18 protein-coding genes are annotated in these 22,789 nt (G+C 49.1%); 9 read left to right on the top strand and 9 right to left on the bottom strand.

Translation table 11 applies throughout. From position 1 onward, the window contains the following. Nucleotides 1-359: 359 nt before the first annotated feature. Genes FIT99_RS03230 through FIT99_RS03220 form a run of 3 tightly spaced genes read right to left on the bottom strand, consistent with a single transcriptional unit; the run spans nt 360 to nt 6,977 of the window. On the bottom strand, nt 360-2,102 hold the full coding sequence (locus FIT99_RS03230) for a PAS domain S-box protein (RefSeq protein ID WP_189524778.1): 1,743 nt from the start codon (nt 2,100-2,102) through the stop codon (nt 360-362). Further along, complete coding sequence (locus FIT99_RS03225; RefSeq protein WP_140002908.1) at nt 2,095-3,135, bottom strand: HD domain-containing phosphohydrolase; 1,041 nt, start codon at nt 3,133-3,135, stop codon at nt 2,095-2,097. The genes FIT99_RS03230 and FIT99_RS03225 overlap by 8 nt, the downstream gene beginning before the upstream one ends. Beyond that, entirely contained in the window at nt 3,132-6,977 is a 3,846-nt protein-coding gene (locus tag FIT99_RS03220; protein WP_140002906.1) for a PAS domain S-box protein, read from the bottom strand. The genes FIT99_RS03225 and FIT99_RS03220 overlap by 4 nt, the downstream gene beginning before the upstream one ends. Before the next feature lie 542 nt (nt 6,978-7,519). Here FIT99_RS03220 and rpoH point away from each other — a divergent pair. After that, a complete protein-coding gene (gene rpoH / locus FIT99_RS03215; protein ID WP_189524805.1) occupies nt 7,520-8,377 on the top strand; it encodes an RNA polymerase sigma factor RpoH in 858 nt (285 codons plus the stop codon). Between the two features lie 50 nt (nt 8,378-8,427). Here the strand turns inward: rpoH and FIT99_RS03210 are convergent, their stop codons facing one another. Further along, nucleotides 8,428-10,383, bottom strand: coding sequence for a dynamin family protein (locus FIT99_RS03210; protein ID WP_140002904.1), 1,956 nt, complete (start codon nt 10,381-10,383; stop codon nt 8,428-8,430). Between the two features lie 234 nt (nt 10,384-10,617). Between FIT99_RS03210 and FIT99_RS03205 the strand changes: the two genes are divergently transcribed. From FIT99_RS03205 to FIT99_RS03175, 8 genes are all read left to right on the top strand, one after another. Next, a complete protein-coding gene (locus tag FIT99_RS03205; RefSeq protein WP_189524777.1) occupies nt 10,618-11,013 on the top strand; it encodes a gamma-butyrobetaine hydroxylase-like domain-containing protein in 396 nt (131 codons plus the stop codon). Then, entirely contained in the window at nt 10,997-11,764 is a 768-nt protein-coding gene (gene ubiE, locus FIT99_RS03200) for a bifunctional demethylmenaquinone methyltransferase/2-methoxy-6-polyprenyl-1,4-benzoquinol methylase UbiE (RefSeq protein ID WP_140002902.1), read from the top strand. Before FIT99_RS03205 ends, ubiE begins: the two co-directional genes overlap by 17 nt. A 4-nt stretch (nt 11,765-11,768) precedes the next feature. Then, nucleotides 11,769-12,356, top strand: coding sequence for a ubiquinone biosynthesis accessory factor UbiJ (locus tag FIT99_RS03195; protein WP_140002900.1), 588 nt, complete (start codon nt 11,769-11,771; stop codon nt 12,354-12,356). Between the two features lie 5 nt (nt 12,357-12,361). Continuing rightward, the gene (ubiB, locus tag FIT99_RS03190; protein ID WP_140002898.1) at nt 12,362-13,909 is read left to right on the top strand and encodes a ubiquinone biosynthesis regulatory protein kinase UbiB; all 1,548 of its coding nucleotides are present in this window, start codon (nt 12,362-12,364) and stop codon (nt 13,907-13,909) included. Nucleotides 13,910-13,921: 12 nt separating this feature from the next. Beyond that, nucleotides 13,922-14,365: a DUF2147 domain-containing protein gene (locus tag FIT99_RS03185; protein ID WP_140002896.1), complete on the top strand. Its 444-nt coding sequence runs from the start codon at nt 13,922-13,924 to the stop codon at nt 14,363-14,365. Between the two features lie 127 nt (nt 14,366-14,492). Next, nucleotides 14,493-15,962: a sodium:solute symporter family protein gene (locus tag FIT99_RS03180; RefSeq protein WP_140002894.1), complete on the top strand. Its 1,470-nt coding sequence runs from the start codon at nt 14,493-14,495 to the stop codon at nt 15,960-15,962. A 124-nt stretch (nt 15,963-16,086) separates the two neighbouring features. Further along, complete coding sequence (locus FIT99_RS12445; protein WP_223261264.1) at nt 16,087-16,389, top strand: hypothetical protein; 303 nt, start codon at nt 16,087-16,089, stop codon at nt 16,387-16,389. 19 nt (nt 16,390-16,408) lie between these two features. Next, on the top strand, nt 16,409-17,554 hold the full coding sequence (locus tag FIT99_RS03175; RefSeq protein ID WP_223261263.1) for a sensor domain-containing diguanylate cyclase: 1,146 nt from the start codon (nt 16,409-16,411) through the stop codon (nt 17,552-17,554). 20 nt (nt 17,555-17,574) lie between these two features. Here the strand turns inward: FIT99_RS03175 and mutM are convergent, their stop codons facing one another. Genes mutM through FIT99_RS03150 form a run of 5 tightly spaced genes read right to left on the bottom strand, consistent with a single transcriptional unit; the run spans nt 17,575 to nt 22,500 of the window. Further along, nucleotides 17,575-18,423 (bottom strand): bifunctional DNA-formamidopyrimidine glycosylase/DNA-(apurinic or apyrimidinic site) lyase, encoded by an 849-nt coding sequence (gene mutM, locus FIT99_RS03170; protein WP_140002892.1) that lies wholly within the window; start codon nt 18,421-18,423, stop codon nt 17,575-17,577. Nucleotides 18,424-18,429: 6 nt separating this feature from the next. Beyond that, nucleotides 18,430-19,332 (bottom strand): DUF4340 domain-containing protein, encoded by a 903-nt coding sequence (locus tag FIT99_RS03165; protein WP_140002890.1) that lies wholly within the window; start codon nt 19,330-19,332, stop codon nt 18,430-18,432. A 31-nt stretch (nt 19,333-19,363) separates the two neighbouring features. Beyond that, nucleotides 19,364-20,758 (bottom strand): GldG family protein, encoded by a 1,395-nt coding sequence (locus FIT99_RS03160; RefSeq protein ID WP_140002888.1) that lies wholly within the window; start codon nt 20,756-20,758, stop codon nt 19,364-19,366. Between the two features lie 29 nt (nt 20,759-20,787). Beyond that, nucleotides 20,788-21,531, bottom strand: coding sequence for an ABC transporter permease (locus FIT99_RS03155; RefSeq protein ID WP_140002886.1), 744 nt, complete (start codon nt 21,529-21,531; stop codon nt 20,788-20,790). A 21-nt stretch (nt 21,532-21,552) separates the two neighbouring features. Then, nucleotides 21,553-22,500: an ABC transporter ATP-binding protein gene (locus tag FIT99_RS03150; RefSeq protein WP_140002884.1), complete on the bottom strand. Its 948-nt coding sequence runs from the start codon at nt 22,498-22,500 to the stop codon at nt 21,553-21,555. Between the last annotated feature and the right edge of the window lie 289 nt (nt 22,501-22,789).

Here is a 22,789-nt window from a genome sequence, read left to right as displayed (position 1 = left end):
TTGTAACCGCTTGACGTTGTAAAACCGTGATGTGTAAGCGAGCCGTCAGCTTGCGCTGCTAAAGTTGCACCTTAGCGCAGGCGGCTGCCTGTAGATTTATTGTAATGTTAGCCATCACAACGGCTTGAAAAAGCATGGTTGCTTCACGACAACTGTCATAAAACCCTACGCTTTGTTCAGAATGTTGTTTGATAAGGAACAAAGGTCTGTGTGTGTTGCACGAAAGCATTGTTTGAAAGCGGATAAAGATTTCAGCATCTGCTCTCCCCCGTATGAGTATCCGCCCATCATTCCCAACCCTTTCCCACCCCCCTTGCAATTGCTATTTCCTCTTTCTTGACCTGTAAGGGGCATTCGGCTTATTGGCGATCACTGACGGTGTTCGACATTTCTCTGGCATAGGCGAGAAAATGTTGCTGCTCATCCACATCAAATGGGATCACCGTCATTTCAATTTGAATTTCGCTGCCATCTCGGCGCATGGCTGGCACCACCACTCTTCGCCCTAAAATAGCGCTGGCGCCGGATTTAAGATAAGTTTTCATGCCTTCATCATGCCTGCCTCGATGCACTGCAGGAATAATCAGGTTGGCCACTTTGTGTCCAATCACTTCGGCGCGCTGATAATCAAACAGCTTTTCTGCGGCAGGGTTAAATTCCACAAAAGCACCCTCTTCATTCATGATCATGATCGCATCCGGTGCACACTCCAAAATAGCGGCACGATAAACTTCGCTATGTCTTAATTTGTCCAGATACCGAACTTGCACTTCTTCCAGTTTTTTGCGCTCGGTAATATCCTGAGCAATAAATAAAAAGCCAATAATGTTGTCTTCGGCATTTTTCATTAAGGAGATGTTGAGCATCACGCTAATTTTGCGCTGGTCACTCGACAGATACTCACACTCAAAACTCTCACGCTCGCCCAACAAGGCCTTAAACACCAGCGCATCAAACTCACTCAAACTGCGCTTAAAATATTTACTCAATTTAGACCTGCGTAATTCCAGCTCGGGGCGATGATGCAGTGTCACGATGTTGACATTGGCCAACATGTCAGCCGCACGATAACCTAGTAACTGCTCTGCCCCAGTATTAAACGTGTTAATCACCCCTTGCATGTCCGTGGCAATGATTGAAAAATGCGAGGCTGCTGATAACACGCTTTCAAAATTCTTGTTCGCTTCACGAATCAAATGATGCGATTGTTTTTTATCGCTCGTGCGCATGTAAAACAAAAATCCTGCCAATGAGATCGATAACACCGCAAATACGGTCGAAATATAAAAAGCATCCGTGAAAAGTGCTGGCTCTAAGTGATAAATAGCAAACCATTTGTTATAGATGGCATCGTACTCACCGCTCTCCTTCACTAGCGCCATGCCCTCATTAATTCTCGCGAGCAAATCCGCATTGCCTTTAGTGACTGCAAACGAAAACTTTTGTTGAAACCCGATGCTCGCATCCACCAGCTTGACGTTATCCAGTTGCAGTTGCTTGATGGTTTTTTCGCCGGCTAATTTACTGATGACCACCGCATCATGTTTGCCAGAGGCCAGTAAATTAAAGGCTTCTGAGGCAGAGTTGACGAGCGTGAGGCGTCCGCCCCACGGTTGGGATTGGGCGTAACTCTGCGCGAGATCACCACTCATGACAATCACTTCTTTGCCATTGAGATCGTCTTCTTTCAGGATACGGCCGGTAGATTTTCGGACAAAAATGCCCCCTGAGACCGTCACATGCGGCACCGTAAAATCAACCATCTTTTTACGATCCTCGGACTGCGCTAAGTTAATCAGCACATCCACCTGACCCGTGTTGATATCCGCCAGCAGCTGTTTAAACGGCTTCACATGAATCACGTAGTCCAGCTGCGCCTTGGCAGCTACCGCTTTCCAGAGCTCTACGGTAAAACCATCGGCCGTCTCATCGGTATAACCAATAGAGAACGGCGGGTACTCTTCCTCACTACCGACCACCAAGGGTTTGTGTACTGCCGTGGCCGCATGGGCCGGATACCCAGCCAGAAGGCTAGACAGCATCAAGGCCAGCAGGGCAATGCACCAGCGAGCTGACACAGCGGGCAAGTAGAATCTACGCATGGTCATCTTTAAATTTTGCATTAATTGCCAACACTTCGTCCCAGTCTGCCAAGAACGCTGCCACACACTTGGGATCAAAATGCGTGCCTGCGTTTTCTACCACATAGCGTTTGGCATCCTCAATCGACCAAGCCTTTTTGTAGGGCCTGACGGAAGTCAAGGCATCGAACACATCTGCCAGCGCAACAATCCTGCCATACAGCGGAATCTCATCGCCTTTGAGGCCGTTGGGGTAACCCGAACCATCATATTTTTCATGGTGCGTTGCGGCCACAATTTGCGCCGTTTTGGTGAGCACGGTGGTCGCATTTTTTAATAGCTCTGCGCCATATTCTGCATGTTTTCGCATCACTTCTAACTCGCTCTCATCCAGTCGCCCCGGTTTGAGTAATATCTGGTCAGGAATGCCGATCTTTCCAATGTCATGCATGGGGGCAGCGGTAAGTAACAACTCTTGTTCGACAGCCGGTAAGCCGAGATTTTTTGCAATCAATTTAGAGTAATTGGACATGCGTAAAATATGTGCCCCGGTTTCAGGGTCACGATACTCGGCCGCTTTTGACAAGCGGTGAATGAGCTCATGCTCACTTTCCACCAGCTCTTTGGTCGCTTTTTTCACTTCTTCCGCCAACCATTCTGCGCGGTTGAGTAGTTGGACTTGGGCACGCCGCAAGGTCAACATGTTTTTTACCCGCGCCTGAAACTCCACTTTATCAACAGGCTTGTTTAAAAAATCGTTGGCAGAAGCTTCAAGGCCTTGATGGCGAATATCTCTCTCGGTCACCGCAGTCACCATGATGACTGGAATGCTCTCTTTGCCAGCTAACTGTCGAAACCGAGCCAAAAAGGCTAAGCCATCGAGTTCTGGCATCATGTAATCCAGCAAGACCAAATCAGGATCTTGCTCGGCACACCATTCCAGCGCCAGAAGCGGATTTAAAAAGGTCACCGGGGTGACATCCTCCATTTTATTCAACAAAGCTGAAAACAAGGTCAGGTTAATTTGACTGTCATCGACGACTAATACCTTCATGGCTGTACTCCAAACTCTGCTTGAATAAATGTTGCGAACTGGTCTGTCTCTTCGGTCAACAAAGTCCGCAGGCTATCAAGCTGCGTGACTTGCTGATGGGAAACCCGCTCCTCAATCAACGCACACACCTTGGCAATTCTGTTTACCCCAATATTCGAGGCAGCGCCATATAGGTGATGCGCCACTTTTCGGATGGTGTCTAGATCCGCTTGGCTGCAGGCATCAGACAACTCAGCGGATAAGGCAGGCAAGGAGGATAAAAACGCCTGCAGAATGGCCTTGATCTCATCAGCATCCCCATCAAACAAAGCGCTTAGGCGCGCAATATCCAGCTGCTCCAAGGCGGGGTCTAGCAAAGGCGAAACAGCCTCAATATCAGAGTGCGTGTTTTCGGGAATCCATTTTTGCAGCGTTTCTTGCAATGCCTGAATATTCACGGGTTTGGTCAAATAAGCATCCATGCCGGCCTCAAAACACTGTTCTCTGTCACCATTCATGGCATTGGCGGTCATCGCCACAATCGGCATATGTTGGCCGCTGCCCTGCTCTTGCTTACGTATGGTTCGGGTAGCTTCAAATCCGTCCATCACCGGCATCTGGCAATCCATGAGAATCAAACGGTATGCTTGCTGTTGCAGCTTTTCTAGGGCTTGCAAACCATCCTTGGCAGTATCAACGGCGTAGCCTAATTTTGTTAATTGCCGCTCAGCCACCATACGATTGACCTCATTGTCATCCACCAACAAAATCAAGATATTCTTGTCAACCACCGGCAACACCGCCGGCTGGATGGCCCGCCGCCGCCGCTCGCTGTGCACGGGTGCATCCATTTTCCTGCGGTCAAGCGCTTTGACTAAGGCGCCATACACGCCCGTCTGCTTAAAGGGCATCAGGCCACTGACATACAGTTTTGGGTAGTGAATCTGCGCAAACGATTTATCATCGCTGAACACCAATACACGGGTGGTTAATTGTTTCGCATCAATGGCGGCGAGCAAGGCCGGCAGGTCAAAGCCTGCCTCTGGATTGAGCAAAATAAGCAAATCATAGGCTTCGACATCGGCAAGTGAATCCAGCATGTGCGTGGTTGAGTCCATGCTGTCCACATTGCCGCCCCAATGCTCAATCGTTTTGAGCAGCATGTCTTTAATGACGTTGGGCTGAGAGGACACCAGCAAACTTTGGCTGTTAATCAGCGCATCCTTGCTGCTAATGAGCCCTTGCATGCCCTTTTTCAACGGCAGTGCAAACCAGAAGTTGGAGCCGGCACCGGGCTTGCTCTCTACACCGATGTTGCCATGCATGGCTTCTAATAAACGCTTGCAGATTGACAATCCAAGTCCAGTTCCACCGTATTTTCGCGTCACCGATCCATCTGCTTGGGTAAATGGTTTAAACAGTTTATTGATGACTTGCGGGGTCAGTCCGATGCCGGTGTCGCTCACTTCGAAATACACGGCTTGATGATCATGCGCATCCTCACGCACATGCACTTCTAGCTTGATCATGCCTGACGCGGTGAACTTGATGGCATTGCCAAGCAGATTCAAGATAATTTGTCTTAATCGACCACTGTCGCCAATCAATAACGGATACACATCCGGCGCGATATAACTAATCAGCTGGATATTTTTCTCCAGTGCCTTGCTAGCGAAGAGGTCGATACATGCCTCCACCATTGGTTGCACCTCAAACTCTTGTTCAACAATCTCAAGCTTGCCCGCTTCAATTTTTGAAAAATCAAGAATGTCATTCAAAATACTCAACAGCGCATAGGAACACTCTTTAATGGTGGTGGCAAAATTCGCCTGCTCCTTGTCGAGCGGGGTATCCAATAGCAGATCAATCATCCCGATAACGCCATTCATCGGTGTTCTGATTTCATGACTCATGGTGGACAAGAACTCCGATTTCATTTTGGCGGCATCCTCGGCAATTTCCTTGGCTTGGCGCAACTCGGTCACATCGTAAAACCAGCCCAAAATACAACGATCACCGCCATAATCAATGTTGTAATAAGAGGCTACTACCCAAATTTCACGGCCCTGATTAGACCGAAGCTCCACCAGCTGATTGATCACCGATTTGCCGGCAGAAAGCTCAGCCAAAATTTGATTGTATTCATCGGGATATTTGTAAAAGCCATTTGGATTGGTGCCAATCATACTTTCTGCATCAACACTTAACATTTCTGCATAACTTTGATTGGCAAAGATCACCTTGTTGCTACCCAGTGACAAAATACGCACTGCAATCGGGCTGATTTCCAGCAGCTTACGCATTCTGGCTGCATTTTCACGCAGGCTTTCCTCAACCAATTTTTCTCTGCGAATGTCTCTGAAAATGACGACACTGCCAATAATTTCATTATCATTGCGCAAAGGTGAGGCGTTGATTGCCACTGGCAACACGATCTTATCTTTGGTGATAAAGACCTCATCATCAGAACTAATCGACTTACCGGTGAGCATTGCCCGTCTGACAATACACTCCTCATAAGGTAGGGTACTGCCGTCTACCCGCAGGTGATGCGTGGTGTCATGCATGCTTTTGCCGTACAACTCTTTGAGTTTCCAGCCAAGAATTTTCTCGGCTTCCGGATTCATAAAAATCAGCAGACCATTTTTGTCCAGCGCATATACCGCCTCGCGCATGGCATCGGTAATACTCGAAATAAATTGCTGCTTTTCATGCAAAGAGGACTGGCTTTGCTTGCGTTCGGTGATGTCGCGCGTGACTTTAGAAAACCCATCGAGGCTGCCATCGGCAGCCCAAATCGGCCGAATCACCACACTGGCATAAAACATAGAGCCATTTTTTCTGACCCTTAACCCCTCATCCTCAAACTTGCCTTGATCACAAGCCTCTTGCAAAATGCGCCCCACCAGACCAGAAGCAATATCATCGGCCGGATAGAACAACGAGAAATGCTTGCCGATCACCTCCTCAGCCGCATAGCCTTTAATGCGTTGTGCTCCCATATTCCAGGTTTTAATATAACCCTGCTTATCCAGTTTGATAATGGCGTAATCTTCAATGGTGGCCACTAGCGAATGTAATTCCATCTCACTGGCTTGGTAGCCATGCACGTGTTTTTTGAGTGAGTAAATATAGGCAATCAGCAGCGACAAGCCTTGAAACTCGAGCACGTTGATGATGATTTGTTTTAACTCGTTTTTATAGATCGAAAATGCACCGGCCTCTAAAATGCCACCCTTTACAAAATAAGTGGCAAACACTGCGGTGTAATGCAAGATGGAGACGGCAAGCCCAATGATTAAACTGACGATCAACAAATGCCTTTTTTTGCGCATATCCAGCTTTACCGTGCACTTCAGCGCCAGATACGCGAACCCCAAGACACCGGCAATGGCAGCCGCAAAAATCAAGGGAGCGTAATAAATTGTGCCCTCAATCCGCATCGCAGACATGCCGATGAAGTGCATACTTGCCACCCCTAAGCCCAACGCCAAAGCATTGCTATAGAGCGGAGTCCCACTGGTTCCTTTGGCCTTGGCAAACGATAAAAACGTCCAGCTCGCTAGCACGATAGGCACCATAGAAAGTAAGGTGAGCACTTGTTGATAACTGCTCGAACAAGGCAGCTTTAACGCGACCATGCCAATAAAGTGGGTGGCCCAAATACCGACCCCCATTGTCAGCGCGGCCAGCAGTGTCAGCAAAAAGCGCGCTATTTTTTGTGTGTGGGGACCAATGCTGTTGATGACCATCAAGGCCGGAAAGGTAGAAAAGAAGGCAAAAAACAATGAGAGCATCACCAAAGAAAAATCATATTCTCCTTGGAACAGCAGGGCTAACGCGGGCGAATTGGTTAAGAACATAACACCGAGCAACCTTCAATCAACATTCTTGCATTAATGATGTTGTATAAATTTATTATCGCGACAATTTTTATTTAACATCCAACACAATTTGTCATGGATGCTGTGTTTATTTTGCCCCGCAACCACACCCAAACTGCATTGCGAATACGACGACTCTTGGTCAATAAGCATCAAACTTATTTCAAGCTAGGACGCGGCTTTTGTTTACACAGTACGCCTAACATACGCACAGATTATAGAGTGTCAATCCTTAAGGCATAAGTGGTGTCCGTCTGTTATTGGCTACGGCGTTTGTCTGACAAATTCACGCTCGAGCAAACAGGAAATTCCTAACCGCGGGGCGATTGAGTGAGCGATATCTATATTTCTCGCGCCATGGGTTAGTTTAGCGATGGTCGGAGGCTTTACGGGGAAGTGGTCATACGCATTGCGGAGATCAGGAGGACAAACACCCTTCTGCTGGAACTTTTACTGGGGCTAGCACTCTCATAGTTTGAGTGCTAAAATCAGGTACATTATCTTCTTTGAATAAGGAGTTTATTATCAACGCGTTAACTTTACCTATTGTTGCATCCGCGGACAGCTTGGATAAATACCTGCGCACGATCAAGCAGTTTCCAGTGCTAACCCCTGAAGAAGAGTACCGCTATGCCAGCCAACTGAAAGAAAGTGGTGATCTTGAAGCCGCACGGGCATTAATTGTGTCCCACTTACGTTTGGTCGCCAGCATTGCCCGCGGTTACAGCGGTTATGGCCTGCCACAATCCGACCTGATTCAGGAAGGTAATATTGGTTTGATGAAGGCGGTAAAGCGCTTTGATCCGGACCGTGGCGTGCGCTTGGTTTCTTTTGCGATGCATTGGATTAAAGCGGAGATACACGAATATATTGTGCGTAATTGGCGCTTGGTGAAAACTGCGACGACCAAGGCACAGCGCAAATTATTTTTTAATTTGCGCAGCATGAAGCAAGGCTTTGAATCGCTGAGCCAAGACGATGTGCAACGGATTGCGACCGAACTCAACGTCAAACCGGAAGAAGTGACCGAGATGGAGTATCGCCTGAACGGTCAGGAGATCTCGTTAGACGCGCAAGTCGATGATGATGGCGAAGAAGTTTACAGCCCAATCGCATTTTTAGAGGACGAAGGTCCAGAGCCCTCCACGCTGCTCGAAAACTTGCAAAACGAGCATTTGCAAACAGAAGGCTTGAGCATGGCTTTGCAACAGTTGGATGATCGTAGCCGCCGCGTATTGCAAGCGCGCTGGTTAACCGAGAGCGGTACTTCTACGCTGCATGAGCTCGCTGCTGAATTTAATGTGTCTGCAGAGCGTATTCGCCAGATTGAACAAAAAGCGATGCAAAAAATAAAAAGCTTCATGTTAGAAAGCAAATAAAAAAACGGGTGCAAATGCACCCGTTTTAATTTCATGGCGTCTATTTTTTATTAGGCCGCTTGCACAATGACTTCTTCATGCGCCAACGTAAACATCGCCTTGCGGTTAAGCTGATCTAGTTCAGCAAGCTGCTGACGGATCGATAACTCGACCTGCTCTAAATCGGCAATGCGCTCTTCTAGTGTATCCGTCGCCTGGTAAATCCGTTTGATGCTTTCAACCCGGCGTTTGAGTTGCACATGGTGCTCGCGCATCTGGCTCTCCATCGGCGCGATCACCGCTTTCAACCAGCTTTCAGTGTCACGATTGGCCGCTTCGTATTCCAAAATGACGTGACTGGCTAAGGTTTCAAAAAACTTGCTGGTGAGCGTCAACTTTTCATGCGCGATCATATTGAAGGTAGTGTTGAACTGATCGCGGTAAATGGTTTCGAGTTTATTGAGTGCTTTTAAATAACGCGAGGTTGAAAAAGGCGGCGGCGCTTTTTGCACTAGACCATGTTCTTGTGAAAACTTCTCATACATGGCCTCCATCATTTTCTTGATTTCGTGCACATGCACGTCGGCATCCATCATGCGCCGTTTGAGATCACTAAAAAAATCATCCATGGCCTGCCGCATCGTCTTAGTAAACGAGGCCTTCATCATGGCATCCCGAGTTTCGCGGACCTTGCTCTTGAGTGCAGGCATACCTAAATGGTGAAACAATTGGTTAGACTGCACTGAAAACACACTGCGTAACGCTTGATAGCGCTGCAAGCCCACTTCAAAATTGACTTTATCTTGCTTGACCTTACGCATCATCTGCGCAATCACATCTTCGTTTTTGCCTTGCAGACAACGTAATTCATCGGCCTGATCGACGACACTTTGCAAACGCGTATCCAGGGTGGTGCGCGTTTGATCCATCATATCCTCGATTTCACCTTGGATACTTTCGCGCACGATCTCCTGCTTGCCCGGGATCAACTCATCAGACAGGTTTTTCTCGAGTTGCAACAAGCGGCTTTTGAGCAATAATGCTTGATCGCCTTTTACCTTGCCGAGTAGGCCTTTTTGCGCAGAAGTGGGTAAGATTTGATCACGTGGCAAGCCCAACAATTCGGCCGTGCTTTGCAGCTGCCGGTAGAGCTCGGTTTCAACCTCGTCATCCGTTTTCAGCGGATCCCATAGGCCGTCAATCTTATTGAGTACCGCTAAGCGACCTTTTTGCTTCCAGCGCGCGCCACTGATGTAGCGTCGCCAGACTTCCATTTCCGACTTGGTGACGCCAGTATCCGCGCCTAAAATAAATAGCACCGCATGCGCATTTGGCAACATGCTCATGGTCAACTCAGGTTCAGCGCCAATCGCATTTAAGCCAGGCGTATCGAGAATGACCAAGCCCTGTTTGAGCAAAGGATGTGGAAAATTGATCACCGCATAACGCCAGCAAGGAATCTCGAGCAGGCCGTCCTGACCGATCAACATGGCGTCATCTGGCTGGTCTGGATCATACAGGCCCAAAGAGTGCGCTTCTTCGGTGGTGACGCGGCGGGTACGGCTGACCTCTTTAAAAGCCTCGACCATGCTTTCGCGCGAATGCGCATCAAACTCTACAGATGACCAAGCCTGTGGCGTGCGACGATACTCGCTGATCGACATTTGGTGGGCATTGGTTTCAATCGGCAATAACGACAAACTGACTGGTTTTCCAGTGTCGTAACGCAATTCTGTGGGACACATGGTGGTGCGGCCGGCGCCAGACGGAAGCAGGCGATGCCCATAACCAGAAAAGAAAATCGCATTGATCAGCTCAGATTTGCCACGTGAGAATTCTGCAACAAAGGCTACGGTGAGTTTATCCTCTCGCAAACGATTGAGTTGTTGTTGTATGCGCTCTTCTATTTGCACATCGCTGAGCTGCTTATCGGCCATCCAGCGCCGATACTCTCCCAACACATCAGCAATCGATTGACGCCATCGCGTGTACAAATCAAATTGTTGTGCCAGTCTGTTGTTTTCCATAGGACCTGCTTCAGAATTGTAAGGTAACCTATTCATGATTGCCTGTTTTTTTAATAATCTATCATGAAATAATAAAAGTTCAAATAAATCATGTAGGTATAGCTATTAATTCACAAATAAAATGAATTATCAACCCTAACATGCAACAGTCTCTAACCATGCGCGGCCTGTGTGCATCTGCTATGATGCAAGTAACTCACTTTATCGACCATATTCCCTATTTTCTTCAATATTATGAGCGGTCTTCACCCCGATTGTCCTACCCCCACCCTGATCCAGTTGCATCAGGCTTCACGTTTGCTCGAAGTGCACTTCGATAACCATACAGAGTGTATGTTGTCGTGCGAATTTTTGCGCGTTTACTCGCCCTCGGCCGAGGTCCGTGGCCACGGCGCCGGCCAAGAAGTGCTGCAACTAGACAAAGAGAATGTGAATATCAGCCAAATTGAACCGGTAGGCAGATATGCCATCAAATTGTTCTTCGATGATGGTCATGATACGGGCCTATATTCATGGGATTATTTGTACTATCTGGCACAACACTATGAGAGTTTGTGGCAAGACTACATCAGCAAACTGTCGATGGCTGGCCATACGCGCAAGGAACCAACACATGCAGCAAAACACTGAACAGAAAAAAACCACCCATTTTGGCTTTGATACCGTTGCCGAAGCCGACAAACAACAAAAAGTCGGCGAAGTGTTTCATTCGGTCGCACAAAAATACGACATCATGAACGATGTGATGTCGGCAGGCATGCATCGTTTGTGGAAGCGTTTTGCCGTCGATGTCAGCGGTGTCGGCCAAGGCGATCAGGTACTGGATATTGCGGGTGGCAGTGGTGACCTCTCCCGCTTATTTGCCAAAAAAGTAGGCACACAAGCCGCGGTGAATCCCGGTACTGTGATGTTGACTGACATTAACGCCTCCATGCTTGGCGTAGGCCGTGACCGCATGATTGATGCTGGATTGAACATCCCCGCTACCCAATGTAACGCCGAACACTTGCCATTTGCAGATGAAAGCTTCGATTGCGTAATCGTGGCCTTTGGACTGCGCAATATGACGCATAAAGAAGTCGCCTTGCGCGAAATGCAGCGCGTGCTGAAACCGGGTGGGCGTTTGCTGGTGCTTGAGTTCTCTAAGGTGTGGCAACCGTTAGAAAAGCTTTACGACACCTATTCATTCAAACTACTGCCCAAGTTTGGCAAGTGGATTGCAAACGATGAGCCCAGCTATCGTTATCTGGCAGAGAGCATACGGATGCACCCAGACCAAGAAACGCTCAAACAAATGATGCATGACGCAGGCTTTGGCAAGGTGGATTACTACAACCTGACCGCTGGCGTGGTGGCATTACACAAAGGCATCAAAATTTAAAGCCATGTTTAAACCATTGATTCAATTCGTGCTGCAACACCTTATGCAGCAAAACAGCTGGACCGCGCCCTTGTTGCAGCCTCACGCCCACAAGCAGGTGTTGCTGGATTTTAAAGTCGCACAAACCATGCTGACGATTTTAAATGATGGCACGCTCGCGGTTGCCGGTGATGCGGCACAAGCAGATGCCACTATTCACTTGCCGCCGAGTCTGGCCATGCGCTTGCTACGCAAAGACCCTTTGGCACATAGTCTGATCAAAATCGACGGCGATACCACGCTTGGCATGGAGGTCGGTAAAATTTTAGCGGCGGTGCGCTGGGATATTGAAGACGATCTGAGCAAAGTGGTTGGCGATATTGCGGCTTATCAAGTGGTGCAAATGAGTCAAGAGAAACTACACCGCTGGCAAAGTCAGGCAAAAAACCTGAGCGAAATGCTGGTGGAATATTGGCAAGAAGAACAACCTATTCTTGCCAAAAAAACCCGTATTGAACAATTCAACCGATCTGTTGACCAACTGCGCGAAGACACGGACAGACTGCAACAACGCGTCGACAAGCTCCTTGCCGCCTCCTCTCTCGAAAGTTAGTCACAATGCATTGGTTACGTTTTTTTCATATTATCGGCGTGCTGATTTGGTACCGTCTGGACATTTTCTTTGTCCGCAATGACCATCCCGGTGTCGCTTATCGCGTTCTAAACCTACTGCTATTCTGGCGCTATACCCCAGAGCATCGCGCTGTGCGTTTACGCCTCGCACTCGAAAGACTGGGCCCCATTTTCGTCAAGTTTGGCCAGATGCTGTCTACCCGGCGGGACTTATTGGCCCCTGATGTGGCGGACGAACTGGTAAAGCTGCAAGACCAAGTGCCCCCATTCCCTTACGCAGAAGTCGAATCGATTATTCAGGCAGCATTTGAGGCGCCGTTGAGCAAGATTTATGCTGAATTCAACCCGACGCCTGTGGCGAGCGCCTCGGTTGCACAAGTACATTTTGCGACGCTGCATAGCGGCGAGCTGGTGGCCGTTAAGGTGCTGCGTCCCGGTATCGCTGACATTATTCACCGCGACATTGCCCTGTTGCGCACGCTGGCTTGGTGGGTCAAAAAATTGTCCAGTGAAGGTCGCCGTTTAAAACCAGACGAAATTGTCGATGAGTTTGCCCGCCATACCGAACACGAGTTGGATTTAACCTTAGAGGCCGCGCAATGTGCGCAGCTGGGTCGCAATTTCAGCGATCGTAGTCTACTGGTGCCAACGATTTATTGGGATTACTCTTTTAGCCAAGTCATGACCATGCAGCGCATGTTTGGTATCCCGGTTCGCGAGATAGAGCGCTTAAAAGGGCACGGCATCAACATGACGCAACTGGCCCACGAAGGGGTTGAAATCTTTTTTACCCAGGTGTTTCGCGATGGTTTTTTTCATGCCGATATGCACCCTGGCAATATACAAGTCGTTATTGATGGCCCGGATAAAGGGAAATTTATTGCGCTGGATTTTGGCATCATGGGTAGCCTGAGCCCCACCGACCAGTACTATTTAGCGCGTAACTTTCTGGCCTTCTTTAATCGAGACTATCGTGATGTGGCCGTGGCGCATATTGAATCTGGTTGGGTGCCTGCTGACACCAGTGTCGAAGCGCTAGAAACCGCTGTACGTGCCATCTGCGAGCCGATTTTTGAAAAACCACTCAAAGACATTTCGTTTGGTCGCACCTTGCTTAGCCTGTTTCAGATGTCGCGCCGCTTTGGTGTGAATATTCAGCCGCAGCTCATCATGCTGCAAAAAACCCTACTGAACATCGAGGGATTGGGCCGCGAACTCGATCCGAATATTGACTTGTGGCAGAGCGCAAAACCTTTTCTTAAGCGCTGGATGAGCGAACAAATCGGCTGGCGTAGCCTGCTAAAGTCGGCCAAACGAGAATTACCTTATATTCTGACCCATGCCGCTGAAATGCCACGTGTATTTGAACAATATCTGCGCACGCAGACCGAGGTCAGCAAACAACAAAGCCGCATCGAGACCCTACTCAGCACCCAAGCCAAACAAGCCAGTTGGCAAAAATGGGCCACCGCTGCGATCGTAGTGCTGCTAACCTTACAATTTGCGAGCTTGTTCTTGCTGTTCAACCACTAATGGAGACCAACCATGCGACACTGCCAAAAAATGCTAGCCATCGTATTACTGCTGTTGCCATTCGCTATCCACGCCGCAGATTTAAGCGGGCTCTGGCAAACCACCGATGACAAAACTGGCAAGCCGCGATCCTTAGTCCGCATCGTAGAAAATGCGGGCGAATATAGCGCCATCGTTGAAAAAGGCTTACTCGCTACGGACACAGGCGATGCCGTCTGCGACAAATGCACGGATGAACGCAAAGGCCAGAAAATTGTTGGTATGACCATTGCCAAACATCTTAAGAAAAGCAACGCCGGCACGGTATATGAAAACGGCGAGATCTTAGACCCTGAAAACGGCAAAACTTACAAATGTAAAATGACTTTGAGCGGCAATGGTAACGAGTTAGAAGTACGTGGTTTTATCGGTTTTTCTTTACTAGGCCGCTCACAATTGTGGAAACGCGTAGAGTAATTGTGCAAAATTGTAAAAAGGCCTGATTTTCAGGCCTTTTTCACTTTTGTGCGACATAGAAAAGCCAGATTGCGCATGGTTTTGTTTTAAAATCGCCTTTTTGCAATAGGCTCAAAAGGAACAGGCTGTGCTGATCTGGTTTGTCGTCGCGTATTTACTGGTATCCATCGGCATTGGCCTGGTTGCAGCCAGAAACGTGCACAGTACCAAAGACTATGCCGTCGCTGGGCGCCACCTGCCCTTGCCTGTCGTCATGGCAACTGTGTTTGCTACCTGGTTTGGTGCCGAGGCGGTATTTGGCGTCTCAGCAACCTTTGTGCGCGAGGGCCTGACGGGCGTCGCAGCCGACCCATTTGGCTCTAGCATGTGCTTGGTGATCGCCGGCATTTTCTTTTCCAGCCGTCTTTATAAACTCAACATCCTGACCTTGGGCGACTTTTACCGCATGCGGTATAACCGTACGGTAGAAATACTGACCACCATCGCGATCGTGGTCTCTTACATGGGCTGGGTAGCGGCACAAATCAAAGCACTCGGTTTGATTTTCAATTTGATCAGCCATGGCGCGATTTCAGAGGCCCATGGCATGATGATCGGCACCGCCATCGTTCTCACTTACACCACCTTGGGCGGCATGTTGTCGGTGGCGATTTTAGACTTTGTTCAGATGATCGTTGTGATTGGTGGCCTGCTGTACATTGCTTATCTCGTCTCAGGCCAGACCGGTGGGGTTGCGCCGGTGATTGAACATGCGCGCAATGCGGGTAAACTGCATTTCTTTCCGCAATCGGCAAGTTGGAGTGTTTGGCTCACCTTTTTGGGTGGCTGGCTGACGATGATGCTAGGCTCAATTCCGCAACAAGATGTCTTTCAGCGCATCACCTCGGCCAAGACGGCCAATATTGCCTTATGGGGCTCCATTTTAGGCGCAAGCATTTATTTCTGCTTTACCTTCGTCCCCATGTTTATTGCCTATGCAGCCACTTTGATCGATCCGGCCACCTTTGGCACGCTCGTCGAAACCGACTCACAGCGCGTACTGCCCACTTTGGTGCTGACACACACCCCCCTGGTGGCACAAGCCATCTTTTTCGGCGCGGTGCTTTCCGCCATCATGAGCTGCTCGTCGGCCACATTGCTGGCACCCTCGGTGACTTTTGCCGAAAACGTTGTGAAAGGCTTTATGCCGCACATGAATGATCACGCCTTTTTGCGGGTGATGCGCTTATGTCTGGTCGGCTTTGCTGGCATGGTGCTGTTTTACGCACTGCATTCAGACCTGTCTATTTTCGGCATGGTTGAGAGTGCTTACAAAGTCACGCTAGCCGGGGCCTTTGTACCGTTATTTTTTGGCGCCTTTTGGAAACGCGCCACCAGCCAAGGCGCGCTTGCAGCGATCATTTTAGGCATCGCATCTTGGGTGCTGATTGAGCTGATGCTGGGCGAGCAAAGTGTGGTGCCGGCACAACTCATCGGCGTATTGGTCAGCGCAGTCGCCATGATTGTGGGCTCATTATTGCCACAAAAAATCGGCGGTTCGCCGCATCCACCTGCAAGTTATCTACATGCGCATGCCGCCCGCGACCATGGCCACTAATAGGCAAACCAATCCAAACACTCAAATACCACGCAAAAAAGCAGACTATTCACCCAAATAAAGTCACATTATATTGATCATAATGTATTGTTCGCTTCACGTGATTTTAGGTGATTTAAGATTCATGGTCGTCAACAAACGCTTATATACTGTTCTTCTCAGCGCAATCGTATTGGCTGGGTTTTTGGCGACCAGCCTCATTGGCTACTTTGTCGCCAAAGATTCGCTCACAGATCGCCTGCAGCAAGAGATGTTGCCTTTAACCAGCGATAATATCTACTCTGAGATTCAGCGCGATCTGCTGCAGCCATTATTGATTTCATCTTTAATGGCGAATGATGTGTTTGTATTTGACTGGGTCCACGATGGTGAGCAAGACGCCAGCAAGATGACCAATTATCTGGCACAAATCCAAAAAAAAATATAACACCATCACTGCGTTTTTCGTGTCGGAACGCTCCGGCCTCTATTACCACCCATCGGGCGTACTTAAGCGCGTATCAAGCACCAATCCGCAGGACCACTGGTACTTTGATGCCAAACAGTCCCACCAGCCTTATGTCATCAACATCGACCATGACACCGCGGATCATCAACGACTGAGCATTTTTGTAAACTATCGTATTGAAGACAATGCGGGGCAATTCATCGGCGTGATTGGAGTTGGCCTATCGCTGCAAACCGTGGGCGCACTGATTGAAAACTATCAGAAACGCTATGGCCGTGATATCTACTTCGTCAATCGTCAGGGCGAAGTCATGCTGCAAAGCAGCCAATATCGCTCGGCCATCCACTTACAAGATAAAGCGGGACTGGATAAAGCGTTTCTCAAAGTGCTGACCTCACCCAGCGCCACGTTCTCTTTCAAAACCAGCAGCGGCAATATGCTGTATTTAAACAGCCGATTAGTCCCAGAGTTTGACTGGTACCTGATTGTAGAACAGGTCAATGATCCAGCCTCTGACCGCATTGAAACCGCATTTTTCATCAATTTGGCGGTAGCCTTATTCATCAGTATCGTGGTGCTGGCACTGGCACACTTTGCCGTGCGAGGCTATCACGACAAGCTGGAAACGATGGCCACCCAAGACAAATTAACGGGCGTTGCCAGCCGTCAGGTGTTCGAGTTTTATTTTAAACAAGCGCTGGCGCGCAATAAACGTCGGGACGAGACGCTATCGCTGGTGCTACTCGATATCGACTTATTCAAAAGCATCAATGACGCCTACGGCCATGAGGCCGGCGATCGCGTGCTGGCAAGGGTTGCCCAAGTCATTCAGTCACACGTCCGTGCGGAGGATGTGGTGTGTCGTTGGGGCGGCGAAGAGTTCTTGGTACTCCTTGCTGGCTGCAACCTGCACCATGCCCGAGACATTACCGAATTGATCCGTGCGGCCGTGGCCGGCTTACAATTCCACTTTAGTAACCAGGTGGTGCAAATGACTGTCAGTGCGGGGATTGCCGAAATGCATGGCGATGAGCCATTGGGCCAAGTGGTCGAGCGGGCAGATCATCACCTCTATGCCGCCAAGCGCGCCGGACGCAACTGCATCATGCCGGATAGCGACGAAGTGAGCCCTTTAGCGGAATAAGCTTACATCCGCGGCTGGCATTATTTTTTTAAGGGGTGTGTTTGGCGTGGCTGACAGTGCGCGCAATAAAAAGTCGAACGCTGACCAAGACGAATATTTTGAATCGGCTGCGAGCACACCCGGCATGGCTCACCGGTGCGACCATAGACGGTATAGGTCTGCTGAAAATAGCCGGGGTTTCCATCAGCACCAAAAAAATCGCGCAAACTACTCCCACCCGCCTCTAACGCCGCCAGCAAGGTCGATTTGATCTCTTGCACCAATAATGCGCATTGCGCGACGCTTAAGGCTTTGGCCGGTATTTCGGGGTGTATGCGCGCACGAAACAAAGATTCACTCGCATAGATGTTGCCAACACCCACCACGACATGCGCATCCATGATAGAAGTTTTAATCGAAGCCGAGCGGCTAGCCAGTTGAGCATGCAAATAATCCGCATTAAAACTAGATTCGAGCGGCTCAGGCCCTAGGCTGGCCAGCAAAGCATGTTGCATGGGGGGATTGTCTAGCCACAGCACGGCCCCGAAGCGCCGCGGGTCACGCAAACGAATCACGCGCCCATCTTCAAATTTTAGGTCAAAGTGATCATGTTTTTCGGCGGGATAGTCACGGTCAAGCAAACACAAGCGACCTGACATGCCTAAGTGCAGTAGTAGCACACCTTCTGTCTGCGTCTGACCGATGTCAGCCAAAATATACTTCGCGCGGCGTGTGAGCCGCAACAGACGTCGTCCCTCTAAATATTGCGGCAACGCTGCAGGGATCGGCCAACGCAAACCATGGTGACGGATGGTGACTTGTGAGATTTTTGCGCCTTCCACAGGCAATAACCCGCGTCGCGTGACCTCTACCTCGGGTAATTCAGGCATGGCGCTTTACTTAGCCGCTTGGATATTCACGGGCGGATTCACCATGGTAAAGCCAGCATCATTCGTGAAGTGATAAATAATGCCTTCGTCTGGGCGCGCTAGCAAATATTCTGGCGACTCTTGCAGCTTATCAAAATGCACTTTTTTGCCGTTGCGCAACACCACCTCAAATGAGGGATAAGTTTGTTTACGGTCAGGTGAATAGAATTCAACCGAGGTGGCTTGTGATTGCAACCAGCTAAAATCCATCCACTCGTTCATTTCATTTTGTGTCGGTTTCGCGTTCGTCACATTCACTGACCATTGACCTTGGCTAGACAACACCACTTTCAGTGCATTTTCTTCCCATTGCTCAAGGTGCGCCAAATCGAAGCCCGCCAGCTGTTTACGCTCGGCGGGGGATAAAGGCGTTTTGTCGACCATCTCGATGGGCTGCGTGGCCGCAGCCTCGCTATATTGACCGCCTAATAAATACACTTGCCCGGCATATGCCACATACTGTTCTTCAGACACCGGATTATAAGTGCCGAATGTAAACACTTGCTCACCCTTGCTACCTGACAGGGTCAACTTTAAAACAGGTTGATCCAAGCCATACTTTGCCGGGTCCAGCAACGGCAATTTCGTCATCGTCGTGGCGGCAATAATCGACATGACGCGTTGCACCGAAGCTTGGTCTGCCCGTGCCGCATAGGGTTTACGCATCATCCAATAGCCATCCACCTTTTCAAAGATGGTGGGGGCTTTGGCTGGAAACTCCGCTTTGACTTGGTTAAAGTCTGCCATTTTGAGCTGAGAGACTTCAAACTTGCCCACGCCAGTTTGCGCTTGGGGTTTTAAATGCAAGAACAGCGCAATGCCAACCACCACTGCCAACAACAACAGATTTAATATCCATCTTTTTTTCATGACACCACTCCGACAGCCTGATCGTTTGACATTAGGCCTTGCGGCGCTTCCACCACAATAAAAAGCCCGCCACAAACAACCCAATTGGAATCAAATATTGGAAGGCATGGAAGACGATCCAAGCCACCAAGCGGCCTTGATCTGTCGCTGGAATAGTGACATTGATATCCTTGAGTGGCATTGGCTGTATAGTAATCAGACGATCATCACCGGCTAACCAGTTGACAATATTGATGCCCAGATCCAGATTGCCGCCATTGGTAATAAACGTATTTGCCAGAAAATTGGCATTACCAATCACCACCACACGCTGACCTTTTTTGCCATAAGTGCGCTCAAGTGCCACGCCTACATTAATCGGACCTGCCTTGTCTTTGCCCGCATCAAAACTCACTTTGAGGTTTTGTGCACCCGCTGGAATTTTGTCAGATTCTAGCCAGCCGTTGGGCGCCACATCAATTAAACGACCGACTTTCCAGCCGAGATCATCGGAGGCCTGACCATCCACTTGGTGCGCCTCGGGAAACACCGTACGCAGCATGAAATTGCGCGTAATTGGATGATCGCCATACAAACTGGCAAACGCCATTTTAGGATCCGCGCCATATTGTTCTGCCGCACGGTCAACCACAATGCCGGCAGACACCTTAATACCAAGGTATTCCGCGACCTCTTGCAGCCCATGCAGGTTATCGTCATCAAGCAGCCACAACACATTGCCACCGGATTCGATATACGCCTTGATTTTTTTGGCTTCTACCGCGCTGATATCCACTTGCGGTGCAGCAATCACCAGCATGGCGCCATTGGCCGGCACTGCTTGCGCAATCGTCAGATCAGGGTTGGCAAATTTGAAGCCTTTGCTTTCCAGTTGTTTACCAAACTCACCCAAATCGTGGTTTTTAAGGCCTTGCAACAGCCGCTCGCCATGGCCGTCGAGGTACATCACTGGCTGATTGTTGGTGCGTGACAACCGCACCAACAGATTAGTCATTTCTTGCTCGGCAAACGGCGGCGAGATATGTTCACTGCGTTTGTTATATTCGACGATGGTCTCACCATCGACTTTCACGCCCGCCTCTTGCGCCAGCTTAGGCTCTTCTGAGGGGTTGATGAACTTGATGAACACATTCTTTTTTTCGCGCTGATAACGCGCCACAAAATCCAACATTCCTTTGCGGAAAGTGTCGCCATTGTTAGCGTCGTCGTTGGTCGCATAGACCGTAATATTGATATCGCCCTCCATCTGCTTGAGCACATTCACGCTGCCTTGCGTCAGGATATTACGGTTAGCTTGGGTAATATCTTTGGCCCAGCGGTATTGGCTGGATAAAAAGCCCAACATCACCACCAGAGCCAAAAACACCAGCACAAACATCCAATTTTGTGCCAACAGTTGCCATCTAAATTTACGGTTAATTTTCATAATGCTTTCAAGCTCAAAACAATTCGCGTTTAACCGCGCAAACGATCTGCATCAAGACGACGAATCGTCAGTGTAATAAAAGTGAGGATAAACAGGCCGAAGTAAGCCAAATCCGCCGTATCAATCAAGCCGCCGGCAAACGACTGAAAATGTCGCATCAGCGAAAATTTGAGCATGGTACTGGTCGGATCACCGGCGAAAAAACGGTCCAGAATCATCAGCACAAACAAAGCGATAAAACTCAGAATGCCGGCAATAATGGGCTGCGCAGTCAGGCTGGAGAAATACAAACCGAGCGCGGCAAAGCTCGAGACCAGCAACAGCAGCCCAAGAGAGTTAGCCACAATATAGCCAAAATCCACATCTGCCCAGATGTTCAAGGTAGACAGCATCACCGCGATGTACACCACCAAAATGCTCAAAAACACCACCAGCCCTAAAAACTTACCCACCACAATCTCGCTAATAGACAAGGGCGCACTGAACAAAAACGGGAGGGTTTGGCTGCGGCGTTCTTCTGCAATCAAGCGCATGGAGAGTAGCGGCACCGCGAACAGCATAATAAAGGAGGCTAAACCATAGACCGTTTGGCCAACAAACTGCGTCACGCCGATGCGTTCGGCCGGACGAATCGAGCCGGACATCACTTCGAAGTAATTATTCACCCCGTTTAAGTAATACGCGCCAAACGAAAAGGTAAGCAATGCCAAAATAATCCACCCCATCGGCGAGGCGAACATACTTTTAATTTCTTTTCTTGCAATATTCAACATACTGGATCTCTCAATGTCGGCCTAGGCAGCCTTGGCATCTGTCGATGTCGTTTCGTGGTAAGTCAGTTGCACAAACACATCTTCAAGACTGGTCTGGTCCGGTGCAATATGGTACAGGCCCCAACCTTGCTGTACGGCAGCTTGCACAATCGCTTCATGCGGTTGACTGCCCTCATGAAAACGGATGCGCCACAAGCCATCCGCGGGTTCGACCTCAGCCACACCAGGGATGGCGGCTAATTGGGCGGCGTCTGGCGACTGGCGCAGACCGACCAGCAACTTGTTACCAATCCGTTGCTGTTTCAGCACTTCAATGCCGCCATTAAACACCAGTTTGCCTTTGTCGATGATTTGTACATGGTCACACACCATCTCGACTTCGGGCAGAATATGGGTAGACACGATCACGCTGTGGGCCTCACCGATCTCTTTAATCAGCGCACGAATATCACGAATCTGAATCGGGTCTAGACCGACGGTCGGCTCATCCAAAATCACCACCATTGGCTGATGAATAATCGCCTGCGCAATGCCTACACGCTGTTGATATCCGTTGGATAAGTTTTCAATCAGACGCTTACTCATGTGGGTTAAACCACAGCGCTCTTTGGCGTGCTCTACTGCTTTTTTGATATGTTTACTGGACACATTGTGCAAGCGGGCTGCGATGGTTAAATACTCATCCACCGTGAATTCTTTATATAAAGGACGCATTTCTGGCAAGTAACCAATCAATGCTTTGGCCTCTTTGGGCTGCTCGATCATATCGATGCCACAGATTTTCACGCTGCCTGCGCTGGGCGCTAAATTGCCTGTCAACATTTTCATGGTAGTCGATTTACCGGCGCCATTGGGGCCGAGAAAACCGAGCACCTGCCCTTGCTGTAAACTAAAGGTCACGTCACTGACCGCCGCGCGACCGCCATATAAGCGGGTCAATTCGATTGCTTCAACTGTCAAATTTGCCATGATTCTTTCACACACCTACCGACTAGGGGACATTTGCTCGTATTAACCATGTGTAGGTCAATCTGCAAATTCCTAGACAAAGATTTCATCAAAAAGTTATAGTGCTGAAACGACTCTTGTTACTGAGGTTTCCACCTGCGCCGAACTGTTAATTACAATTCAGTTACAAATCGCACATTATGGATGAACTTGCCGCAACTGTCACGGACTAAACAACAATTCAACATCATAACCCGACGACTAAAACCTAGCCATGACACTGTCCCTAAACAGTCCACCTACACAGGAA

The organism is Methylophilus medardicus, assembly GCF_006363955.1.
Lineage (GTDB): Bacteria > Pseudomonadota > Gammaproteobacteria > Burkholderiales > Methylophilaceae > Methylophilus > Methylophilus medardensis.
The sequence above is the reverse complement of the archived record's forward strand: the minus strand, read 5'-3'. Positions and strand labels throughout refer to the sequence as shown.